The organism is Metabacillus endolithicus, assembly GCF_023078335.1.
GTDB classification, from domain to species: domain Bacteria; phylum Bacillota; class Bacilli; order Bacillales; family Bacillaceae; genus Metabacillus; species Metabacillus endolithicus.
Window position 1 is genome coordinate 2,478,228 of the sequence record NZ_CP095550.1, and the last position, 23,548, is coordinate 2,501,775.

17 protein-coding genes and 2 pseudogenes are annotated in these 23,548 nt (G+C 36.7%); 11 read left to right on the top strand and 8 right to left on the bottom strand.

Annotated features, from left to right (window positions below):
* Positions 1-43: 43 nt before the first annotated feature.
* Positions 44-499: pseudogene (locus MVE64_RS12775) on the bottom strand (threonine/serine exporter family protein); the annotation flags it as partial.
* Positions 500-543: 44 nt separating this feature from the next.
* Positions 544-1,299, bottom strand: a complete 756-nt coding sequence (locus tag MVE64_RS12780) for a threonine/serine exporter family protein (protein ID WP_281730484.1) — start codon at positions 1,297-1,299, stop codon at positions 544-546.
* Positions 1,300-1,469: 170 nt separating this feature from the next.
* Between MVE64_RS12780 and MVE64_RS12785 the strand changes: the two genes are divergently transcribed.
* The 4 genes from MVE64_RS12785 to ade all read left to right on the top strand — a co-directional run bounded on the left by MVE64_RS12785 (position 1,470) and on the right by ade (position 6,502).
* A complete protein-coding gene (locus tag MVE64_RS12785) occupies positions 1,470-3,188 on the top strand; it encodes a metallophosphoesterase family protein (RefSeq protein ID WP_247346834.1) in 1,719 nt (572 codons plus the stop codon).
* Positions 3,178-3,453, top strand: coding sequence for a hypothetical protein (locus MVE64_RS12790; protein WP_247346835.1), 276 nt, complete (start codon positions 3,178-3,180; stop codon positions 3,451-3,453). The genes MVE64_RS12785 and MVE64_RS12790 overlap by 11 nt, the downstream gene beginning before the upstream one ends.
* Positions 3,454-3,653: 200 nt before the next feature.
* Complete coding sequence (locus tag MVE64_RS12795) at positions 3,654-4,595, top strand: DMT family transporter (RefSeq protein WP_247346836.1); 942 nt, start codon at positions 3,654-3,656, stop codon at positions 4,593-4,595.
* A gap of 164 nt (positions 4,596-4,759) precedes the next feature.
* A complete protein-coding gene (ade, locus tag MVE64_RS12800) occupies positions 4,760-6,502 on the top strand; it encodes an adenine deaminase (protein ID WP_247346838.1) in 1,743 nt (580 codons plus the stop codon).
* A 60-nt stretch (positions 6,503-6,562) separates the two neighbouring features.
* Here ade and MVE64_RS12805 read toward each other — a convergent pair whose 3' ends face one another.
* Complete coding sequence (locus tag MVE64_RS12805; RefSeq protein WP_247346840.1) at positions 6,563-7,594, bottom strand: HEAT repeat domain-containing protein; 1,032 nt, start codon at positions 7,592-7,594, stop codon at positions 6,563-6,565.
* 336 nt (positions 7,595-7,930) lie between these two features.
* Between MVE64_RS12805 and MVE64_RS12810 the strand changes: the two genes are divergently transcribed.
* A complete protein-coding gene (locus MVE64_RS12810) occupies positions 7,931-9,196 on the top strand; it encodes a DUF5068 domain-containing protein (RefSeq protein ID WP_247346841.1) in 1,266 nt (421 codons plus the stop codon).
* Between the two features lie 163 nt (positions 9,197-9,359).
* Positions 9,360-10,592, top strand: a complete 1,233-nt coding sequence (gene pepT, locus MVE64_RS12815) for a peptidase T (RefSeq protein ID WP_247347043.1) — start codon at positions 9,360-9,362, stop codon at positions 10,590-10,592.
* Positions 10,593-10,637: 45 nt separating this feature from the next.
* On the opposite strand, the gene MVE64_RS12820 is transcribed toward pepT, so the two are convergent.
* A complete protein-coding gene (locus tag MVE64_RS12820; protein ID WP_486640102.1) occupies positions 10,638-10,967 on the bottom strand; it encodes a hypothetical protein in 330 nt (109 codons plus the stop codon).
* A gap of 17 nt (positions 10,968-10,984) precedes the next feature.
* Positions 10,985-12,649: a sigma-54 interaction domain-containing protein gene (locus MVE64_RS12825; RefSeq protein ID WP_247346855.1), complete on the bottom strand. Its 1,665-nt coding sequence runs from the start codon at positions 12,647-12,649 to the stop codon at positions 10,985-10,987.
* Between the two features lie 179 nt (positions 12,650-12,828).
* On the opposite strand from MVE64_RS12825, the gene yfcC reads away from it, so the two are divergent.
* From yfcC to MVE64_RS12850, 5 genes and pseudogenes are all read left to right on the top strand, one after another.
* Positions 12,829-14,331, top strand: coding sequence for a putative basic amino acid antiporter YfcC (gene yfcC, locus MVE64_RS12830; RefSeq protein WP_247346857.1), 1,503 nt, complete (start codon positions 12,829-12,831; stop codon positions 14,329-14,331).
* Positions 14,332-14,358: 27 nt separating this feature from the next.
* Positions 14,359-15,528, top strand: a complete 1,170-nt coding sequence (gene iadA, locus MVE64_RS12835) for a beta-aspartyl-peptidase (RefSeq protein ID WP_247346862.1) — start codon at positions 14,359-14,361, stop codon at positions 15,526-15,528.
* A 106-nt stretch (positions 15,529-15,634) separates the two neighbouring features.
* The gene (locus MVE64_RS12840; protein WP_247346863.1) at positions 15,635-16,075 is read left to right on the top strand and encodes a GNAT family N-acetyltransferase; all 441 of its coding nucleotides are present in this window, start codon (positions 15,635-15,637) and stop codon (positions 16,073-16,075) included.
* Positions 16,076-16,284: 209 nt separating this feature from the next.
* A complete protein-coding gene (locus MVE64_RS12845) occupies positions 16,285-17,535 on the top strand; it encodes an MFS transporter (RefSeq protein WP_247347044.1) in 1,251 nt (416 codons plus the stop codon).
* Between the two features lie 102 nt (positions 17,536-17,637).
* Positions 17,638-18,362, top strand: a pseudogene (locus tag MVE64_RS12850) (DUF421 domain-containing protein).
* 214 nt (positions 18,363-18,576) lie between these two features.
* On the opposite strand, the gene MVE64_RS12855 reads toward MVE64_RS12850, so the two are convergent.
* The 3 genes from MVE64_RS12855 to MVE64_RS12865 form a co-directional block, all read right to left on the bottom strand.
* Complete coding sequence (locus tag MVE64_RS12855; protein ID WP_247346864.1) at positions 18,577-20,610, bottom strand: ABC transporter ATP-binding protein; 2,034 nt, start codon at positions 20,608-20,610, stop codon at positions 18,577-18,579.
* Positions 20,611-22,353, bottom strand: a complete 1,743-nt coding sequence (locus MVE64_RS12860) for an ABC transporter ATP-binding protein (RefSeq protein WP_247346865.1) — start codon at positions 22,351-22,353, stop codon at positions 20,611-20,613.
* 574 nt (positions 22,354-22,927) lie between these two features.
* Positions 22,928-23,536 (bottom strand): hypothetical protein, encoded by a 609-nt coding sequence (locus tag MVE64_RS12865; protein ID WP_247346866.1) that lies wholly within the window; start codon positions 23,534-23,536, stop codon positions 22,928-22,930.
* Between the last annotated feature and the right edge of the window lie 12 nt (positions 23,537-23,548).

Here is a 23,548-nt window from a genome sequence, read left to right on the forward strand (position 1 = left end):
ATTAGTCAGTCAAAATTATTAAGGTTTAAATCACTTTTTTCCTCTATGATTTCATAAATTCATGATTTCGTTTCTGCTTTGCCTTTCGAATGATCTGATTCATCACCTCTGATAAAACCAATCCTATTGCAATGGCACCAGAAATCATAAAGGCCTTTGCTGCAAGTGGTATCGCAGCATTATAGTCATTTTCCACGACCTGCCTCATCGCATCATACGCTAGTCCTCCAGGCACTAACGGTATAATTCCAGACACATTAAAAATAATCACAGGCGTTTTATGCTTCTTCGCATAGTATTGACTAATAATTGCAATAACAAAAGAGGCAATTAAAGAAGCAAAAACACTGTCATTAGAATACTCGAATAACCCGATATAGATCATCCAGCCAACCATTCCAGCGAAACCACATCGAAATAATGCCTTTACTGGGGCATTAAAGATGATTCCGAATGCTGCTGATGCGATAAAACTTGTAATAATCTGTTCGATCAAATTAAAGCCCTCCTTATTAAGAAAGCTGCCTAACTATCCAGAAATAGTTAATAAAACGAGAAAACAACCGCAACACCTGCTCCAATGGCAAATGCGGTTAAAAAGGCTTCTGCTCCCTTAGATATTCCTGATACTAAATGACCTGCCATGAGGTCTCTCACTGCGTTCGTAATGAGCAAACCAGGTACTAACGGCATAACAGAGCCGATGATAATCTTATCCAGCTCAGCACCGATATTAAGTGTGACAAATAAAACAGATATTACGCCTATGATAAGTGATGCTAAAAATTCAGCAAAGAACTTTATTTCGACTAATCGATGAAGATAGATTAAACTCGAAAGTCCGATTCCACCCGCTATGACTGCTGGAAGAAAGTCAGTCCAGCCACCTTGAAACATAATTAAAAAGCAACCACTAGCGATCGAAGCTGCCCCAATTTGCACCCAAATCGGGTAGGCATGAGCATCCAGCTCAATTTCTTTTAAGTGAGTATATGCCTCTTCAACAGACAATTCCCCGTTGCTTATTTGTCTCGAAACTCCATTTACTTTTGCAACCTTTTGCAAATCGGTAGAACGATCAACAATTCTCACAAGCTGTGTGGGGGTTTTACTGCTTACAGAAAAAATGATTCCTGTTGGCGTTACATAGCTATGAGTTTCCTTAATCCCATAAGCTGCTGCTATTCTCATCATTGTATCTTCCACCCGGTACGTTTCAGCCCCGCTACGAAGCATGATTTTCCCGGCTAACAAGCAAACATCAATAATATCAAAGGTTTGGTTTTGGTCAACGCTCACCTTTCCTTCACCCCATCCTTAAGATATCTAGTTTGAGTTTAAAGAAGTTGGCGGAAATAGGCAAGGCCGGAGCACTGGAACTCCCCGAAGTTTGTCGAACGCAACCTGCCTCACAAATGTACTCTTCCTTGAATAAAGTAATAAAAATACCTAGTTAGGGGTGACTGGCAATGATGAAGCTTCCTGTTATTCTGTCCGGTCCTATCCTTCGTAGAGTGGAAAGTTCACAGGTGTTTATTTGGCTTGCTACAAGCAAGGATTATTCAATAAATGCAGAATTATATGAGATGCAAACACAAGGTTCAAAAAATCAACCTTTCTCCATAAAAACTAAAACAAAGACCGTTCGTTTAGGGAAACACCTTTATATTCATCTCATAAAATTAATGCCAACACGAGGTGAGTTTCCTGTTAATCAATTTTTAGGATATAACTTATTCTTTAAAAAAGGATTAGAGGAATATGATTTAAGCAGTCTGCAGCTCTTGTCTTCAGATCATCCAGAATCACTTGTATATGATGGGTTTGATTATCCTACGTTTTTTATTAACACTAATAAACATTCAACCATTCTGTATGGTTCCTGCAGAAAGCCCCATGGTAAAGGGGGAGACACGTTAGCCAAAGCAGATGATTTAATAAAAAAACATGGTCAGGATCTTACATTAAGACCAAGTTCACTTTTCATGCTTGGTGATCAAATCTATGCGGATGATATAGCGGGACCACTCGTACCGTATATACAAGAGATTAAGCAGGAATTAATCGGTGAAGGTGAAAACTTAATAGAGGTTGAACCAAAATTAAATAAGGCACCATATCAACACCACTTAAATAAAATTAACGGACGACAATCGATCGCAGAAGATCTCTGTAAGTTCACATCATCTCATGCTGAAAACCATTTGCTTACCTTTGGTGAATATGCAGCAATGTACTTATTAAATTGGAGCCCTGTGCTTTGGAATGCCTTGATAGAATCACATGGCGCAATTGCATTTGAAGACTTATATAAAAGGAATTCTTTTTACCCTAAAGAAAAAGATAAGCTTCAACATCAATTTCTTGAAAAAATTGAAGATGTCCATTATTTTCAGTCTGGCATTTCAAAGGTGAGAAGAGTGTTAGCGAATGTTCCAACCTATATGATATTTGACGATCATGATGTAACAGACGATTGGAATATTACAGCTGATTGGAAAGAACAAGTCTATGGAGCTCCACTTGGCAAGCATACGATTGCTAGTGGTTTAACTGCATATTGGGCCTTTCAAGGTTGGGGAAACGATCCGAATAGCTTTGATTCCTCGTTTATCAATGATATCGAGCAATACTTAAAATTAACTTCGATCAATACACCTTCTTATCATCGTTGGATAAACACAATTCTTGATTATGAAGGGTGGCATTTTATCGCTCCGACAAACCCGATGACACTTTGTCTGGATACTCGAACTCTACGAGAATACGAGACTTTTCAAAGTAGCGATAGAACTCTTTCTAAACCTTCTAAATTAATTGGCTCAAGGGGATGGGAATTCCTAGATATGTTAATCAAGGAAAGCTCATGGCAACAAGGGGACTCGCTACAAATTACTTCAGCAACTCCTCTTTATGGGGTTGATAGTATTGAGTCATTTTTAAAGAAAAACATTTATCCGTTTCGAGCATTGGGAATACCGGTTCAATATAAACTAGATTTTGAAGCTTGGAAATATAACCTTAATGGCTTTTATTCTTTTCTGGATCAATTGATAAAGTGGAAGCCAAGTGAGTGTGTGATTTTATCAGGAGATGTTCATTATGCTTTTCGAGCAAAAGCTGATCTTGAACTGAAGGGTGAAAATCTTTCTATTTATCAATTTACGAGCAAGCCCGATGAAGAATGAAAGTTTTGAAATGCTTGGTGGAAGCTTATTGAAACTTATCATTTTGTTGAATGATATTCGAAGGCAAGAACCTGTCTTGAAACGGTATGGTGTGAAAAACGGAACAGTGAAGAAGCTGAAGGATATCTCCGAAACATCAGAATCATTATTATGGAAAGAAAAAATTACTTACTACTCCTTAGAAAGTGGTTCAATGATTGAAACAAAAAATAATCTCGGGGTGTTCTTGCGTGACAACAAGGGAGTGCGAAGTTACTTGTTGTAGTGAGCACAGGCACCACCCGAAGTTTGTCGAATACCATCCTCCTTTAATGAGGGTGTTTTTTTTGCCCATTTTGTAAAAATCTTAATATGTTGGACGAATTTAGTATTTACTTCTTTCTTTTTTAAATATAATGTTTATGTTGCTGCTTAGAGCAATAGATTTGTAGAGATTGTCTACATATAAAGAAAGAAGGGTACTGCTTGGTTAATAAGCATCAATATCAAATTTATATATCGCTATTTGTTGTGATGGTTTTTTGGGGATTCAATGTTATTGCAACAAAGCTTCTTGTTACAAGCTTTATGCCTGTTACGATGACAGCTTTTCGCATTTTTACAGCAGCTGTTGGCGTGTTTATCATTTTATTTTGTTTAAAGCTTGTAAGAAAACCTACCAAAAAGGAATGGCAGTACATTATCATCTGTTCCTTATTTAATGTTGTTGGACATCATTACTTTCTATCGATTGGTTTAAAGGAGACCTCAGCTTCTAATGGGGGACTAATATTAGGAACTGGGCCAATCTTAACGACGATTCTAGCGTTTTTATTTTTACGAAACAAAATTACGCTCCTTCGCTTTTGTGGAATTATTCTTGGATTTATCGGAATTTCATTTATCGTGTTTCAAAATGGAGAAAGTTTAAAAGGTATTTCTCTTGGCGATGTTCATGTATTTCTGTCTATTTTTGTTCAGGCCGTTAGTTTTATTATGATTAAGAAGGTATCGTCAACATTAGATCCACGCCTGATGACAGGTTATATGCTTTTCATTGGCTCAATTTTACTCTTTATCATCAGCCTTATTGTTGAGCCTGCTGGTCTCGAGAGCATGACTGAAGGATCGCTTTCTATATGGATTGTCTTCTTCGCTTCAGCATTTTTAGCAACATCTATTGGACATATGATCTACAATTATGCGGTTGGAAAAGTAGGGCCAGCTGAGTCAGCTGTTTTCATTAATCTTAATCCATTTTTTGCATTAGTTGGTGCATCTATATTTTTAGGAGAAGTCATTACACTTCCGCAAATGATTGGATTTATTTTCATCATTTGCGGTGTTGTGCTTGGGTCTGGTGGTTTTGAACCTATTCTTCGAAATCAAAAGCGAAAGAAAAATAGAGTGGTTGATTACAAATGTTAAAATTGTTGACATTAAATGTTAGATGTTTTAAAATTTGTTTTAACTTATCATACACTAATAATAAGAAATAATAGTATCGGATTACTGCCGCAAAGAAAAGTTTATGCTTTTTCTTGCGGTTTTTTTCTAAACTATTTTAATAAACGAAAGGAGAGATCACACCTATGGAATACTTCACTCAAAGATTAGCTGCTTCTGCAAAGAAAGTAAAAGCTGATGTTGTCATTAAAAACGGGAAAATAATAGATGTATTTAATGGTGAAATCATCGAAGAAGACATTGCCATTACAGATGGTGTTATCGTTGGAATTGGTCATTATGAAGGAAACACAACCATCGATGCCACGGGAAAATATATTTCACCAGGTTTTATTGATGGTCATGTTCACATTGAATCCGCAATGGTAACTCCTCAACAATTTTCTCAAGTTGTCATTCCACACGGTGTCACAACAGTCATTGCCGATCCCCATGAAATTGCCAATGCTAGTGGTTCAAAAGGCATTCAATTTATGATTGATTCAGCAAAAGATATCCCTTTAAACACCTATTTTATGCTTCCTTCCTGTGTTCCAGCTACACCATTTGAACATGCAGGTGCCTCACTTACTGCCGAAGATTTAGAGCCTTTTTACAAAGAAGAACGTGTTTTAGGGCTTGCTGAGGTTATGGATTTCCCTTCTGTTTTTCATCAAGATAAGGGGATGATGAAAAAGCTTATAACAGCCAATAAACTCGGAAAAAAAATAGATGGCCATGCTGCTGGTCTGTCTGGAGATGCCATAAATGTTTATGCATCTGCAGGAATTAAAACGGACCATGAATGTGTCACACCAGAGGAAGCACGTGACCGCTTGAAAAGAGGCATGTACGTTATGCTTAGAGAAGGATCGGCTGCAAGAGATGTTTCAGCTTTATTGCCTGTTATTACCGAAAGAAATTCACGTCGCTGTCTCTTTGTAACCGATGATAAGCATTTAGATGATTTAATTGCTGAAGGAAGCATTGATTACAATATTTCGCTTTCTATTAAAGGCGGAAATTTAAATCCAATTCTTGCCTACCAAATGGCCACCATCAACGCAGCAGAATGCTTTGGGTTAACATCCAAAGGCGCTATTGCTCCAGGCTATGATGCTGATCTTGTGTTTTTAGATAGTTTGGAAGATGTGAAGATTGAAAAAGTATTTTTAAAAGGCAAGCTTATGGCTGAAAATGGACGTTTTGTTTGTTCAGAGTTTAGTGAAACAACTCCATCCATCTCAGAATTTTTAACAAACACCATTCATATTCAAGAGATTAAAATTGATGATCTGCAAATTCCATGTTCACAAGGAACTTCCGCTAACATAATTGAGATCGTTCCAAATAAAATTATTACAAAACATATTGTTGAAGAAATCAACGCAAAAAATGGATATTTTCAACCAACTGTTAAACTAGATCATCTAAAGATGGCAGTTGTTGAAAGACATGCAGCAACTGGAAACATCGGATTAGGAATCGTCAAAGGATTTGGCCTTAAAAGCGGAGCAATTGCTTCAACTGTTGCACATGATTCTCATAATATTATTGCTCTAGGAACAAATGATCAAGATCTTCTTAGAGCCATCCATGAATTAAAAGAGATGGGCGGCGGACTGGTTGTAATAAACGAAAATGAAGTAATTGCTTCCTTACCGTTAGAAATTTCCGGCTTAATGACAGCCTCATCTTTTAAAAATGTAAATAAGATGCTAAAAGAAATTGATGAGGCTTTACTGAATATTGGCTTTACAGGCAACTTCAACCCATTTTTAACTCTATCGTTTTTAGCACTGCCTGTAATTCCGGAATTAAAATTAACAGACATGGGCCTGTTTCAAGTGAAGGACTTTAAGCATGTGGATGTCGTAAACCTCAGGTGAGAATGCCATAAGGGGAGCTACAATATAAGGGATCAGTGCTATTCCGATCCCTTTTTCCGCTTAACTTCCCTCAATCGCACTCTTCCATTCCTCAAGCCGAGGATGCTGAATTCCAATAATTTTAAAATAACTATACGCAAGCTGGTCCTCATCGATCAGTATCGTTGTTTCTGCTTTGCTAACATATTCTTCAATTTCACCTTGTGCTTTAACTGAAAGCTGATGAACAAGCGCCTCAAAGATCACTCCCTGTACATCATTTCCTTCTAATTGATGATAAACATCACGTAATGCTTCTACTGCAGCTTCTGTTTTTATGTTTTCAATAACAGATGCTGCAAAAACCAGGGAATCTTCATGTAATAAATAAGGCTTAGTGGCTTCTACAACCTTATCTGTTTGAAACGAGATAAGCGCTTCTGCTGTTTCCTCTATTAATATATCGTCGTCTCTAGTTAATAGGGACGCAAGAAGATCGGCATGCTGATCCATTTTCATTAATCCCAGTAAATAAACAGCTATATAGCCATTATAATCAAACCAATCCTCCTGAAGATTTTGGGCGAAAACACTTAATACCTGTTCTTCTGTTATGTATTTCTTTTCAAAAAGGGAATAAGCAATTTTCTTTAATCTTTGATACAAGAAATAATTCAAGTCTTGTTCAGCATTCAATTCAGTTAGAGCTTTAAAATATTCCTCCCATACATCCTCTTCTGTTCCGTTCTCCAGTACTTCATAAACACGCCAATCTTCTTTTTGAAAAAGATCTGTTAATCTTTCTCGATGCTTTAAGGCTATCCGAGGATGAAACTCTATTAATAATCGTTCATAGGTATAACAAATTTGATCAGTAGCATCTTGTCTTGCCTCAATTAAAAGATTGACCAGGTCTTCATCATTAGGATTGACCTTAAGAAACGATAAAATAGACATTGCCTTTATAGGCTTATTTATAGCTTCAAGAAGTAATCTCTTTGTCCATTTACGGGATTTGTTTGTAGGATAATCATGAAGAGTATGAGCAACAAAATCCTGAAGAATAAGGTCATCCGTTGTAATAAATGGTTCAATTGTTTGTTCAAAATTCATATAAAGTTGTCCTTCCTGCAATTTTTCTTATTTAGTTGTAACATGTGTAATGAAAAAAGCCAATGCGCACTTGTTATTGTATTATAGACAGCTAGAAATAAATAAACACATCTCGAAAACCCATAACAAAAGAACCAGGAATAAATGATCACATTTTCACAAAGATAGTTGAAAGGGCATACATCACATACTAAACATGACTTTATCTCTATAGATAATTCCCTCTTCAGACCTTAATTACCATTTTTTAATAAATTATGTAAATAAAAGGGTTTTTTATAAGAATTCTATTATAATAGATAACTGTGGGAAAAAATTGATAAAGGTTGTGAAAACGTGAAAAAATCCAAATTTTTATTTTCTACATTGTTTTTCAGCACACTTCTTCTAACTGCATGTGGAAATGACGAAGAAGCTTCTGGAACAAAGCAAGAAGAAGCTCCTGCTCAAGCTGAGGAAACACAAACAGCTAATGAAGAAGTAACAACTGAAACTGAAGAAAAAGATGCCGAAGAACAACCACAAGGTGATAACGAAACATTAAATCCATTTATTGCTGAAGATTCTGAAGGGAATGTGGAAATTCTCTATACAAATAAAGATCCTCAATATACTCATGATATGGAAGGCTTTAAAGTTTCTGTTGATGAATATCAACTTGTAAAAGTTACTGACGTCAATGAATATTCAACCATCTATTTTGATGATCAAGTTGATGGATATGTTGTGACAGCTAAAGTGACTATAGAAAATGGCACAGATAAACCTATGTATTATAACAATTCTCATCGAATTCAGTTAAGCAATGATTTAGATTACATACCTTCTGACTGGAAAGCATTTGTACCAGAAGATCAACAGATTTTTAAGATTAAAAAGAACAAAGATGACATCTCCTTATTCGAAGCAGGAGAAAAAGTAACAGGCTTATTAACTTTTAAAATGACTAATGAAGATTTTGAAAAGTTAAAATCAGTTAAGCCTAAATACGTAATAGAAGGCGGAGTAGCAGAGAACTCTGATTTTAGCGGAAGCATTTCAGGAAATTCACCGTCATATGATTTCATCTACAATGATGAACAAGCAGAGACAACAGCTTCTCAACCACAGTTCTATCAAGATCGTTTAACATCAGATAACTGGGGTGATAAGAAAATGATTTTTGAAAAATCGAATATAAATGATACCAAAAAAATCGGTGATGTGAATGTTACGGTTGAAGGGGTACAGTACACAGAAGTTATTCCAACCGAAGCAAATAAAGAAATGTTTAGTGATTTTGGAGACAGTGGTGTTGCTGCCCTAACTGTTAAAGTGAAAATTGATAATGGATCAACCACACCAGTTAGTATCAACAATTTAGGGACTATTTTAAATGTTGACGATAACCGAGTTAGAGTCCTTAGTCAGGGAATGGCTGAACCACGTGACCCAGCCACAATTGCTGCTGGTGAAACTGGGGAAAAACTCCATGTTTTCTTATTTAGAAAAGATGAATTTGGTTTATATAAAAAGTTTGTTATGGAATTTGGTCCTTTTTATGCTGAAAACGGTGAAAAAGCATTTAAAGGCAGAACAGCAGAATTTACGTTACCTAGGTAAATTTGCATAAGTATACTCAATAAAGAGGGTTTTGTGAAATGTGCCTTGTATTTAAAACAGAGGCATCACTTTTACAAACCTCTTTTTTATATTCTCTAAATTTTCCTCATCATTCCTTAACATGATAAGATAAACCTATCTCACAGTAAGGAGAGTAATGATGATGAAAAATGAAATCATTGAAAGATTTACAAGCTATGTAAAAGTTGATACACAATCAAACGAAAACAATGATACATGTCCATCCACACCTGGTCAGCTTACACTTGGCAAGCAGCTGGTAGAAGAACTGAAGGAAATTGGTATGCAGGATGTCACAATGGATGATAACGGCTATATAATGGCAACGCTTCCTGCAAATACAGATAAAGAGGTGCCTACCATCGGGTTTCTCGCACATATAGATACAGCAACAGATTTCACTGGCAAAAATGTAAATCCTCAGCTCATCTCAAGTTACGATGGAAAAGATATTGTTCTTAATGAAGAGCTAAATGTGGTTTTATCTGCATCACAATTTCCGAACCTTAAAAATTACGAAGGTCATACACTTATCACAACTGATGGAACAACTTTATTAGGTGCAGATAACAAAGCAGGTATTGCAGAAATTATGACGAGTATGGCCTATCTGATTAACCATCCTGAAATCAAGCATGGCAAAATACGCGTAGCCTTTACACCTGATGAAGAAATCGGGAGGGGACCTCATAAATTTGATGTTGAGGCCTTTCATGCTGACTTTGCCTACACAATCGATGGTGGCCCAATAGGTGAGCTTCAATACGAAAGCTTTAATGCAGCTGCAGCAAAAATTACGTTTAAAGGAAACAATGTTCATCCTGGAACAGCAAAGGGTAAAATGGTGAATTCAGCTAAAATAGCCATGGCCTTTCAAAGCAAGCTCCCTGCAATGGAAGCTCCTGAGTTTACAGAAGGATATGAAGGATTTTATCATCTTATTGGCATACAAGGTGATGTTGAGAATACATATGTACACTATATTATCCGTGATCATGATAAACAAAAGTTTGAAGCAAGAAAGCAAACAATTACTGAGCTTGTAGAGGAATTTCAATCTGTATATGGTCAGGATGCCATTGTTTTAGAGCTTAATGATCAATATTATAATATGAAAGATAAAATTGAGCCTGTGAAGTATATTGTTGATGTGGCCCATGAGGCAATGGAGAACCTTGGTATCACACCTATCGTTGAACCAATCCGCGGTGGAACAGATGGCTCACAGCTGTCCTATATGGGATTACCAACCCCGAATGTGTTCACTGGCGGTGAAAATTTCCACGGGAAGTTTGAGTTTATCTCGGTTGATAATATGATGAAAGCAACTGAAACCATAATTGAAATTTGTAAGCTATTTGAGAAAAGAGCGTAACTGTTAAAAGGGGCAATTTCCTTCACTTAGGAATGCCCCTTTTTATCATTGATTTCTAAAGTAGAATACGGTTTTTTGTGTAATATCTGTTCCTGCACGTCCGCGCCCTATGCTAATAAATCCAAGTTCAGCAAGCTTACTCATTTTTGTTCGTAGTTGTTGTTCCGTTAAAGGATGGGAATGAAGCCTGGACCACTCGACTAATTTCAACCGACTTATCCCACTGTTATTTTGATAAAGCTCATATATTCCTTTAAGAACAAATTCTAGCTCAGGATTAAGAATTCTTACTTCGTCTTTCTCTTTTTCCTCAAAGGAAAAGTCTGTCGGCAAATGCTCCTCTCTCAAAGGTTCACCATTTGCAACAGCCACCATATATTGCAAAACATTCTTTAGCTCTCGTACATTTCCTTTCCAGGTTCGCTTTTAAAAAAATACAACAAATGTTCATCCAATATTCTCTGTTGTTCGTTCACACTAAACTGCTCTAAAAACGCTTGAATGAAAAAGGGGATATCATCAATGCGATCTCTAAGTGGAGGAATCTTCAAATATAATACTTTAAGACGATGATAAAGATCTTCCCTGAATTGTCCGTTTTCTATCATGTCAGGTAAGTTTTTATTCGTTGCCGCAATGACACGCACATTGATTGGGATGTTTTTTTCTCCTCCAATTTTCCTCACTTCCATCTCTTGTAAAACTCGAAGTAATCTTGCTTGAAGCTTCACACTGATATCACCAATTTCATCTAGAAAGATTGTGCCACCGTCCGCTTGCTCAAACAATCCTTTCTTCCCTCCCTTTTTTGCACCAGTAAAGGCGCCATCTTCGTATCCAAACAGCTCACTTTCTAATAAATCCTCTGGAAGGGCACTGAAATTAATTGCAACGAATGGATTGTTGACTCTTGATGAGGCTTGATGAATGGCATGTGCAAACAGTTCCTTGCCTGTCCCATTTTCCCCAACTATTAAAATAGGTGCCTCTGTTTTAGCTAATCGAAAGGCAATTTCCTTTGTTTCCTCTATTAATCTGCTTTTTCCTAAAATAGAAGCAAATGTATATTTCGAAACGTATCCTTTCTTTTGCAAAGCAACACGTCTTGCTTTTTCCATATCAATCGTTTCATCAACATTTTTAAAGGTAGCAACAATCGTGTTTTCAGCTTTCATAAAAAAGCGATGAACCATGTACGGTGTTTGCTTTATAGTAAAATACTCGTTTGATTCCTCATCTTTTCGTGACAAAAAGCGCATTAAGGCAAGATCATTTAACACTCTATTTAACGGCTTTCCAATCGCAAATCTTGATGAAATGCCTAATAGTCTTTCTAGTTCTTCATTAAAAACGGTAATTTTCCCATCTTTCCCAAAAGCCAGGATCCCATCATTTACCCCGTCAACAACACGCTTTAAATAACGATTTAAAGTAGAAGCTTTTTGACTTTCATTTGATAGCTTTTTGGTTAAATCAATAATTTTCTTTGTGTATCGATCTGCAAACTCCATACTAATAGAGTTTGGGAGTTGAAAATGCTCTACAATTTTAAAAATCGTATAAATATCGATCAATCTAACACCTATATTAATCTTTCTATGTATATGCGTAGGGATTAGCTCCATCTCGCCTGGTGTGATGGCTGCATAAATGTTTGATGGGACATGCTCGTTTTCTGGATGATAAGGAAAATAGTTCACATGATTCATTCCTAATGCCTTTAATGTCCGAATTGAGTCTTGTGCAGTTTCAAGAAAATCATTAACATAAAGCACATTTGCACCTTCAGGTATTGATAATAATTGATCAATATATTCATAATTTATTGTTCGATTTGCCACAATAACTTTACAGTTTGTTCTAACAATCTCTTTCACTTCCTCCTCAATTAGGTAAGAGGAATAAACAATTAGTTGATTAGTTAACGTTTTCGGTAAATGCTCCTCAACTGCATAGCTGTGAATGGTAACAACATCACCAAAAATAGATTTCAACTGACTTCTTAGTGTTTTCTTTGTTTCAGTTGTTCCTGCTAACAATACAAGCTCTTTCCTCATCTACATCATCCTTCTTTTATTTGGGTTGAAATAGGTTGATAATCTATTTAATTAGGTGTTATTTAATAAACCTATTATAGCAAAATATGTTGAGTTGCCCTTTATTTAGTGGAAAATATTCTTGGCATGGAATTTGCAAATACATGAATGAACAAACTAAAAAGTGAGTGGGGGATATTATGAAAAAAGAGAACAAAGTTTGGAAAATGCCACATACTTTTATCATCGTTTTCTTTGTTGTTATTTTAGCAGCTGTTACAACATTTCTTGTGCCAATTGGACAATTTCAAACTGAAGAAATCACGTACACTTCCGATGGTCAAGAGAATACAAAAACTGTCCTTATATCTGATAGCTTTGAGTACGTAAAAGATGAGGAAGGAAATTTAGTCCGTCCTGGTACGAGTTTGTTTGAACCCTATGGTGAAGCAGGCTTTTTAAACTATGTGTTTGAAGGTTTAGTTTCCGGTGATAAATGGGGATCAGCAGTAGGTGTTATTGCTTTCATTCTTATCATTGGTGGAGCATTTGGAATTATCATGCGCACGAAAGCTATTGATGAGGGGCTGCTGAAAGTCATTGACCGAACAAAAGGTCGAGAAGCTTTGATCATTCCAATTATGTTCGTTCTCTTCTCTTTGGGAGGAGCAGTGTTTGGAATGGGAGAAGAAGCAATTGCTTTTGCCATGATTCTTGTACCTCTTATGGTTGTTCTCGGCTATGATGCTATCACTGGTGTCATGATTACTTATGTTGCCACGCAAATCGGGTTTGCCACTTCATGGATGAATCCATTCGGTGTTGCCATTGCCCAGGGAATATCAGGGGTACCTGTTTTATCAGGAACACCTTTCCGAATGATTATGTGGGCTGTTTTCACAACGGTTGGGATCATTTATACATGGAGATATGCATCATCCATTAGAAAAGAGCCAACTCGCTCTGCTTCCTATGATACGGACGATTATTTTCGAAAAGAAGCACAAAAGCAAAACATTTCTTCAAATTTCACGTTAGGTCATGGACTTGTTATCTTAACCATTGTAGCTGGAATCTCTTGGATTATTTGGGGCGTTGTTAAGCATGCTTACTATATTCCTGAAATTGCCTCACAGTTTTTCACAATCGGTTTGGTAGCTGGGATCATCGGAGTTATCTTTAAACTAAATGGTATGACTTTAAACGATATTGCAGAGGGCTTTACTAACGGGGCCAAAGATTTACTGCCTGCAGCCTTAGTTGTTGGAATGGCAAAAGGAATCGTGATTATCCTCGGTGGTGATAGTCCTGATTCACCATCTGTCTTAAACACGATGTTATATGGAGCTGGGCAAGTTATTGGAGATTTTCCAGAAGCATTATCTGCTTGGTTTATGTATGTCTTCCAGTCTATTTTTAATTTCTTCGTTGTGTCTGGATCAGGTCAGGCAGCATTAACAATGCCGCTAATGGCACCTTTAGCAGACATTGCTGGTGTGACGCGACAAGTGGCTGTTTTAGCCTTTCAGTTAGGTGATGGATTAACCAATATCCTTGTTCCAACATCCGCAGCTTTAATGGGTGCTCTTGGTGCAGCTAGAATTGACTGGGGCACATGGGCAAAATTCATCATTAAATTTATGTTATTATTGTTTGTATTATCTAGTATTTTCATCTTTATAGCTGTATTTATCGGCTATTAATTTAGAGCTAAGAAAGGAGCATGTCAGGTGTTAACGCTTATAAGGAACGGAGAGGTATATGCTCCTGATTATTTAGGTAAAAAAGACATTCTTCTCGTTTATGATAAAATTGGATTTATTGAAGACCATATTCCTGTTCCAGCAAATTTTGTAGATATAACAGTAATCGATGCTACAGGGATGAAAGTTGTACCCGGCTTTATTGATTCACATGTTCACATTACCGGCGGTGGTGGCGAAGGAAGTTATAAAACCCGCACTCCTGAACTGCAATTAACAGATGCTACTTTATCAGGCATTACCACCATTATTGGTGTGATTGGCACCGATGGCACAACAAGAACAATGCCTAATTTAATTGCAAAGGCACGTGCTCTTGAAGAAGAAGGCATCACTTGCTATGTGCATACTGGTTCCTACCAGGTTCCTGTTAAAACGCTAACCGGAAAAATTGAAGATGATCTTATCTTAATTGATAAAATCATCGGTGTCGGGGAAATTGCGATTAGTGACCATAGATCTTCACAGCCGACTGTAGAAGAAATGGCAAAGCTCGCATCTGCGGCCCGAATTGGTGGGATGCTTTCTGGAAAAGCAGGAATTGTTAATATTCATGTTGGTGACAGTAAAGATCACCTAGATCTTATTCTAAAGGTCCTTGAAACAACAGACCTTCCAATTCGTCAATTTTATCCAACCCACATCAATCGAAATCCACATCTTTTTGAAGCAGGAATTTCCTATGCGAAAAGAGGTGGCTGGGTTGATTTCACAACAAGTACAATTCCTAAATTTCTTGCTGAAGGTGAAGTTTCCTGTAGTCAGGGCTTAAAAAGAATGTTAGATGAGGATGTACCGATTGAACAAATTACCTTCACCTCTGACGGGCAAGCGAGTCTTCCGGACTTTAATGAGGACGGTGAGATGGTCGGCTTAAAAATTGGCAAGGTAAATACACTTTTTCAAGCTGTAAAAGATGCTGTTCAAATAGAACATATTCCGTTAGAAACCGCCTTAAAAGTCATTACCAGTAATCCTGCTACTATCTTAAAACTGAAGCAAAAAGGCGAACTAAAGACTGGTAGTGATGCAGATATTGTGCTTTTAGATCAGAATCTTTCCATTCAATCTGTCTGGGCTAAAGGGCAACATATGGTATCAGAAGGAAAAGCACTTGTGAAGGGTACCTTCGAATAGTGATTATAGGTAAAGCCTCGATTTTAGAGGCTTTTTTATTTTTCTTCTCACAACGTCCGTAAATCCCTCATATACTGTTGCAGACCATAACCTATGAGGTGTTTTTATGAAGATTAGAAAAGCAACACAAAATGAAACAAATTCCCTTCTTCATATGACAATTAATACAATGAATGAAAGCTCAATGGGGACTGTTAAAAATGATTTTCATACGGGAATGAATATGTTCGTGCCTTTATTAAATAGTGGTGCTTATTATCTTGTTGCAATTGATAAACAGGTGATAGCAGGCTGGGTTCTACTAGGTCCTGATTTTAATCCAATGAATACTCGAAAAACAGGCAGCATTATTGCTCTTTATGTATTTCCACAATATCGAAAAGGCGGACTAGGGAAGCAGCTTATGAATAAAGCAATTGATGAGCTAAAGTCTGAAGGATATCACAAAGCTCAACTAAATGTTTTTACTGGTAATCCCGCAAAATCATTGTATAAAAAGCTAGGCTTCAAAGAGATTTCTTCCATTATGGAGATGGATATTAATTAAAAGGATTTTCCATCTTCATATGGTTTTTTATTTCTAGTATTCGCATACATATAATGTAAACGCTAACATTACTCTTCTTCTCCCTGCATCTGAATATCATGCATTGATATTGTTAATGCTTTATTAACTCAATGTAAAATTTTAGTAACAACCCTCCTTCTTTTTAAAATTCTTGTAGAATAGAAGGGAAAGTCTACTAGGGAGGCAAACTGATGAAGCGCTTTACTAAAGAAGAAAATAGTTGGATTTTTTATGATTGGGCAAGCTCTGCTTATTCTATTATTATCTCTACAGCTGTTTTTCCAATATATTATAAGGCGGCTGCAATGAACGCAGGAGTAAGTGCCGCAAACTCTACTGCTTATTTAGGTTATACAATCTCAATCGCAACATTTATTTTGGCTATGCTTGGACCTATATTAGGAACAATTGCTGACTATCAGGGCTACAAAAAGCGATTTTTTTCCTTCTTCTTTACATTAGGAATGGGATTTACCGCACTACTCGCCTTTATCCCCTCTGAGCAATGGCTTCTTTTGCTAGTTTGCTATACATTGGCTGCCATTGGCTTCTCTGGATCAAACATTTTCTATGATGCCTTTTTGGTAGATGTCACAACAGAGGAACGAATGAATCGTATTTCTGCCCGTGGATTTGGACTTGGTTATATCGGAAGTACCATACCTTTTATTATCAGCATTGCCATTATTGTTTTAGCACAAAGTGAACTTATTCCACTTTCAACAACAGTTGCAAGTAAGATCGCATTTATCATAACCGCAGTTTGGTGGGGACTTTTTGCTATTCCACTATTTAAAAATGTTCACCAGCGTTATTATATTGAGCGTGAACCAAATCCGGTCTTTAACAGCTTTAAACGACTCTCTCAAACTCTAAAAGAAGTTCGAAAACATCGTGCTTTATTTCTATTTTTATTAGCCTATTTTTTCTATATTGATGGAGTTGGAACAATTATTACAATGTCAACTGCCTACGGAACTGACCTAGGTATTAGTTCTACAAGCCTGCTCATTATTCTCTTTGTAACACAAGTTGTGGCTGCTCCATTTGCTATTCTATACGGTAGATTATCTGAACGCTTTACCGGTAAAAAAATGCTCTACGTCGGAATCATCATCTATATGGGTGTATGTATTTATGCATATTTTCTTGATTCAACAATGGATTTTTGGATTCTAGCTATGCTCGTTGCTACTTCTCAAGGTGGTATTCAAGCATTGAGTCGCTCTTATTACGCTAAGCTTATTCCGAAAGAGAAGGCAAATGAATTTTTTGGTTTTTATAACATCTTCGGAAAATTTGCTTCCATTATGGGACCTTTGCTTGTAGGGGTAACGGCTCAAGTAACAGGAAATTCAAGTAGTGGTGTATTTAGTTTAGTTATTCTGTTTATCATTGGTATTCTTATTTTAATAAAAGTGCCAGAACCTAAGGTATAAGTTATTTTCGAGACGATTCTTTCGTCTCTTTTTCTTTTCAGCGTATTTTATCCAATGCTTTTGGCTACCCTTTGGCTATTAATATGAAAAGGGGTGAAAAGGTTGGAGGACTTAATGAAGGACTTACTTATTGTCCTAGGACGTATTGTCACGATTCTACCTTTATTGCTTTTTGTCACCATTTTCATGGGTAAGCGTGCTATTGGGGAACTCCCAATTTTCGATTTTCTCATTATCCTCACTTTAGGTGCTGTTGTTGGTGCAGATATTGCAGATCCAAACATCAAACACCTTCCAACTGCTTTTACAATTGTTGTCATTGGGATATTTCAGAGGCTTGTTGCTAGGTGGAAGATTAAAAATCGAAAGTTTGGAAAGCTCATTACCTTTGAACCTACACTCGTAGTTCAAAATGGGAAATTACTAAAAGAAAATATTAGCAGAATTCATTATTCTATAGATAATGTGCTTCAAATGTTAAGAGAAAAAAATACGTTTGATCTAAATGAGGTAGAATTAGCAATTATTGAAGCAAATGGGGCACTAAGTGTTTTAAAAAAAGATGAAAAACAAACGGTAACAAAAGAAGATATGAAGCTTACTAGCTCTAGCCCTCCATTTCCTTTCCAGTGATGATGGAGGGAAAAATTTATGATAACACACTGCGTTATTTTCAAGTAGACGAAACATGGTTAAAACAGCAATTAGCACACAAGGGTATTATTACTTACGAGAATATCTTTTATATTTCGCTTAACCGAAACCTTGATTTATCTATTTCATTCAATGATGAGAAGAATGAAAAACTCCCTCCCCTGTATCATTAGATAAAAAAAGATGAAAGGGTGGATCATTAATCCAGCCTTTCATCTTTTTCTTTTTACACTCTGTTAGTTTTTCTGTTACGAACGATTTTCTTTACAATTGGATAGATGATAGGATCCACTTTACTAGATTCTTTACGAATTTTTTCATTGTTAACCTCCTATTACTCGTTATATTCCCCGGAAAATAGGAGATTAAACACGCTTTCCTCTCTCTCTATCCTACGTTTGAAACTTCTTTTCCTAGCTGTAATTGATGCATTTTATAATACTTTCCTTTTTGCTCTAGGAGTTCCTCATGACTTCCCCTTTCAACAATTTCACCATGATCTAACACTAAAATTTGATCTGCATTTCGAATCGTTGATAATCGGTGTGCAATGATAAAAGTTGTTCGTCCTTCCTTTACCACATTTAATGCTTGTTGAATCATTGCTTCAGTTTCTGTATCAATATTAGCTGTTGCTTCATCTAGTATTAAAATCGCCGGGTCATATGCTAATGCCCGTGCAAACGAAATAAGCTGTCGTTCTCCCGCTGATAACGTGCTACCCTTTTCTAAAACTGGCTCTTCAAATTGATTAGGTAGCTGTTTAATAAATCTCTCTGCACCTACATCCCTCAAAGCTTTTCTTACCCGTTCTATAGGAATCTCATCATTTCCGAGGCTAACATTTGATTCAATTGTACCCGTAAATAGAAACGGATCTTGTAACACAATGCCCATGTGCTTCCGCAGCTGTTGACGCGGAATTTGGCTTGTATCCATAGAATCTATCGTTATTTTTCCGCGGTTGATATCGTAATATCGAAATAACAGGTTGATAATGGAGCTTTTCCCAGATCCTGTGTGACCAACTAACGCAACTGTCTCTCCTTTTCTGGCTTCAAAGGAGATATGTTTTAATACATCATTTTCACCATCATACGAGAATGATACATTTTCAAATGCAACGTTTCCTTGAAATCTAGGAAGGATCTCTGTGTCCACTACCTCCCCTTTTTCATCAAGTAATTCAAATACACGCTCTGATGCAACACGCGCCTGTTCCAACTGTGCAAGTTGATTTACAATATCCGTTACAGGCTGGAACAATCGATTTAAATAATCTACAAAGGCATACAAAACACCAATTGAGATAATACCGGTTGCTGTTAGTGACTGCCCTCCGAAATACCAGATTAATGCTACAAATGTGGCATTTCTTAGCACATTTACTAAATTATGAGAAGTTAAAGCGTTTAAACTTAGTAATTTATTTTGATACGTGAAGTGCTCTTTATTCAGCACCTCAAATTCAGCAATTGTTTGCTTTTTTCGACGAAATGCCCGAATAATCGTCATACCTTGTATCGACTCATTTACCACTCCATTTATATCACTAACACGAGTACGGATTAAATGATTATAGTTAGAAGCTACTTTTCGATAAAGCACCGTCCAGATAAACAAAATCGGTACAACAAGCAATGTAATCAGTGCCAGCTTGACGTCTAAGAAGAACAAAGCAATTAAAATTCCTGTCATATAAATACCACTTGTGAAAAAGCTCGCTAACACTTTTACATATAATTCCCTTATCGCCTCTGTGTCGTTTGTTACACGTGAAACAATTTTCCCGGCGGGACGATTGTCGAAATATGAAAGTGGTACTCTTTGAATATGCTCAAATACATCTGTTCTCATTTTCTGGATAATACGGTTGGCTGCCTTTTGTAACAGCAAGGACTTTCCATATTGAAAGAAAGCTGCAACCAAGAGCAAGCCTACATAAATGCTTAGAAGAAAAATAATCGGTTTTATTTCAGGCTGATAAAATGCTAACAGTTCTTCTCGCGTTAGTTTATTTACAGGATAGTTAGCAGTTTCATTCCCTTTACTAATTGTTAATATTTGGTTATTTACAGACCTCTTACCATCAAATGTTAAATGCTCATTTGTTACATAGAAGGAGCGCCCAACTTGCACAACCTGTATTTGATCTTCACCAACTATCCGGTCTGAAGTTATATCTGTATTCTTTTTATAATTCTTACCTTTATAGGTGACGGATTGTTCATCTTCCTCTAAAACCTCTACCCACGGCTTTTCAACCCCCATCATATGGTGATCGATCATTCTTTTTGCTATAAACGGACCAGTTAACTCTGCTGCTACAGCAAAGGTTAGCATAGCAAGCGCAATAAAGATTGTTCGTTTATAGTGAAGTGCATATTGAACTAGGCGTCTTCCTGTTGAGGGATTCTTCATTTAGCTCACCTCCCCATATGAATCTGCTTGTTGACGATCAAATTGTTCTTTGTACCATTTTCCAAGCTGAATTAGCTGTTCATGTGTTCCTTCTTCAATTATTTTTCCTTCGTCCATCACGATAATCCAATCTGCATGCTGGACAGCCGATAAACGATGTGCAGTAATGAATGTGGTTTTTCCAGCTCGTTCATGACGAATGTTTTCAATAATCTTTGCTTCTGTTTTTCCATCAACCGCCGACATGGAATCATCTAATAAAAGAATTTCAGGATCCTTAATTAGTGCCCGTGCAATTGAGATGCGCTGCTTTTGCCCACCTGAAAGGGCAACACCTTTCTCTCCTACAAGAGTGTCTAGGCCTTTCGGAAGAATAGACAAATCAAAGGCTGCTGAATTCAATGCGGACTTAATTTCATCTTCATTAACATTTTCTTTTCCAAACTTAAGATTTTCTCGAATTGTTCTAGAAAATAAAATTTGTTCCTGTGGCACATAGCCAACCCATGAGTGAATGTCATCAATTAGAATCTCTTCAATTGGTTGATTTGAAACGAGAAGTTTCCCTTCACCTAATGGATACTCTCTTAGCAGCTGCTTGAGTAATGTTGTTTTGCCAGAACCTGTTTTTCCAACAACACCGATTGTCGCTCCTCTTTTCACCTGCAAAGAGATATTTTTTAAATTATCTGTTGTTGAGGTTGGATAACGGAAAGTTACATTAGAAAACTCAATATTTTCTGGTATGCTAATGTGTTTAGGATTTTTCACATCCTTAACGTCTTCTTCATAGGCTAGAGTCTCATTTACCCGGTCTAATGAAGCGTTTCCGCGTTGGAGAATATTGATTAGTTCTCCAACAGCAAACATCGGCCAAATTAGCATTCCAAGGTAAATGTTAAAGCTAACTAATTCTCCTAGGGTAATCAACTGGTTGAACACAAGATATGCACCATAGCCCAAGCCAATCACATAGCTTAAGCCAACAAGGATTTTAATGGTTGGTTCAAACAGTGCATCGACCTTTGCGACAGCGATATTTTTCTCATAAACATCTTCTGTCATTTCTTTGAACCGCTCTTCATCCTCTTTTTCTTGTACATATGCGCGAATAACCCGCACTCCTGCTATTGATTCAAGTACATTGTCATTCAAGTTCCCAAAAGCATCCTGGGCAACAGTAAAACGTTCGTGAATGAGCTTCCCAAAGTAGTTAATAGCGATAGCCATTAACGGAAGTGGGATAAGTGCAGCTAGAGTAAGCTTCCAGCTAATTGTGAATCCCATGACAAAAACAATAATAATCATAAACACAGTTGAATCAACCAAGGTTAAAATACCAAACCCGGCTGTTAACGAAATAGCTTTTAAGTCATTTGTTGCTCGCGCCATTAAATCACCAGTACGGTTTTTTTCAAAAAATCTAGGTGTCATCGCAAGCAAGTGTTTCATAAAACGATATCTTAAAATCCGTTCAATTAAATGCGCTCCTCCAAACAATTGATACATCCATACATAAGTTATCGCGTAGCTGACAATGATGAGCGCAATAAAGAAAAACAGAAGCTCACGTAACCGTTCAGCAGTCATCTGACCAAACTGAATATCATCAATGGCTATTCCAATTATCTTTGGTGGAATAACATCTAAAATACTAACAAAGATCAGTAGTGAAATGGCTACTGTGTACCGTTTCCAATATTCTTTAAAAAACCAGCTTAATTTTCCTAGTACTGAGAACATTCATATCCCTCCTTTGATTTCAAATGAAATGTCTTCAGTTAGCCACCTTTCATCCAATCTAAATAAATACGAACCACCTTTTGTTTTAACATGCTCAAAACTCCTTTCATTTGTAAAAAAATATCTATATAAACGGGCAGATACGATACCCGGAATAAACAGAAAAAGGCATTATGCATGTGTAAAGTGCATAATGCCCGAAAAAAGACAATATAAAAACGCACGTCACAATAGTGATGACCTGCGCAGAAAAATAAGTTAAGTGTTAGATCATTTTAAAGAAAGTTATGGCGGGTCACCTTACAATATGAAATTTTGCTATAGTATCGCACTCTTACAATTTCCATTTTGTAACCCTCCAATTTTTGTAAATTAATTCTTTTTTATTGTATGTTTTTTCAATTCGTACTGTCAACGTTTTTCTGAAATTATTTTCCTGTTCAGTTATATGCTTTTTCATTATACAATTATGACTAATTTCTAACTTTAATCCATGAAAAGCACTGTGCACACCTTGTAAGAAGGTTGCCCAACCCCGGGCAACCTTAAGTAGACAGCTAACAGAAAAGCTTGATTATTTATTCATACTTGCTAAAAAGTCACCTAATAGATCACTTAAGTCATCTACTGGTTCATCTTCCTTCGATTCATCCTCTATCGTAGCAGCCACTTCATTTTCTGTAGGGAAGATATCAAAATCAGCAATATCATCTTCAAGTGCATTTACTACTACACTCTCTTCTTCATTCTCAACCTGATTAACAGGGAAATCTTCCACCTCTACATCCATCGGACTATTTTCAACTTCCTGTAAATACAGAGCTTCATCTATATCCAGGGAATTACTAGTTAATGAAGCTAATATAGATGTTGCTCTGACTGGATCAGATAATAGTTGATAAACAATACTTCCCATTAGTGCCTCTGAATGAGAGTGTTTTAGCCAATTTCGTTGATCTTTTGATAGTTGTTTTGGCAAAGGAAGTGTAATCATTTCTTTCTCTTTTTTTAATGAGCTGCCCACTCCTTCTAATACAAAATCAGCAATTGTACTAGAAAAGTTTCTTTTCTCCGTTTGTTTTAGTTTCTCCAATTGTCTTACTAAATGATCAGGGGTATCAGAGGGAAGGCGAAAGGTAATAGCCTGTCCCCTTTTTATGGTTGGTGTGCCCTTTTTATTCATATAACCACCCAA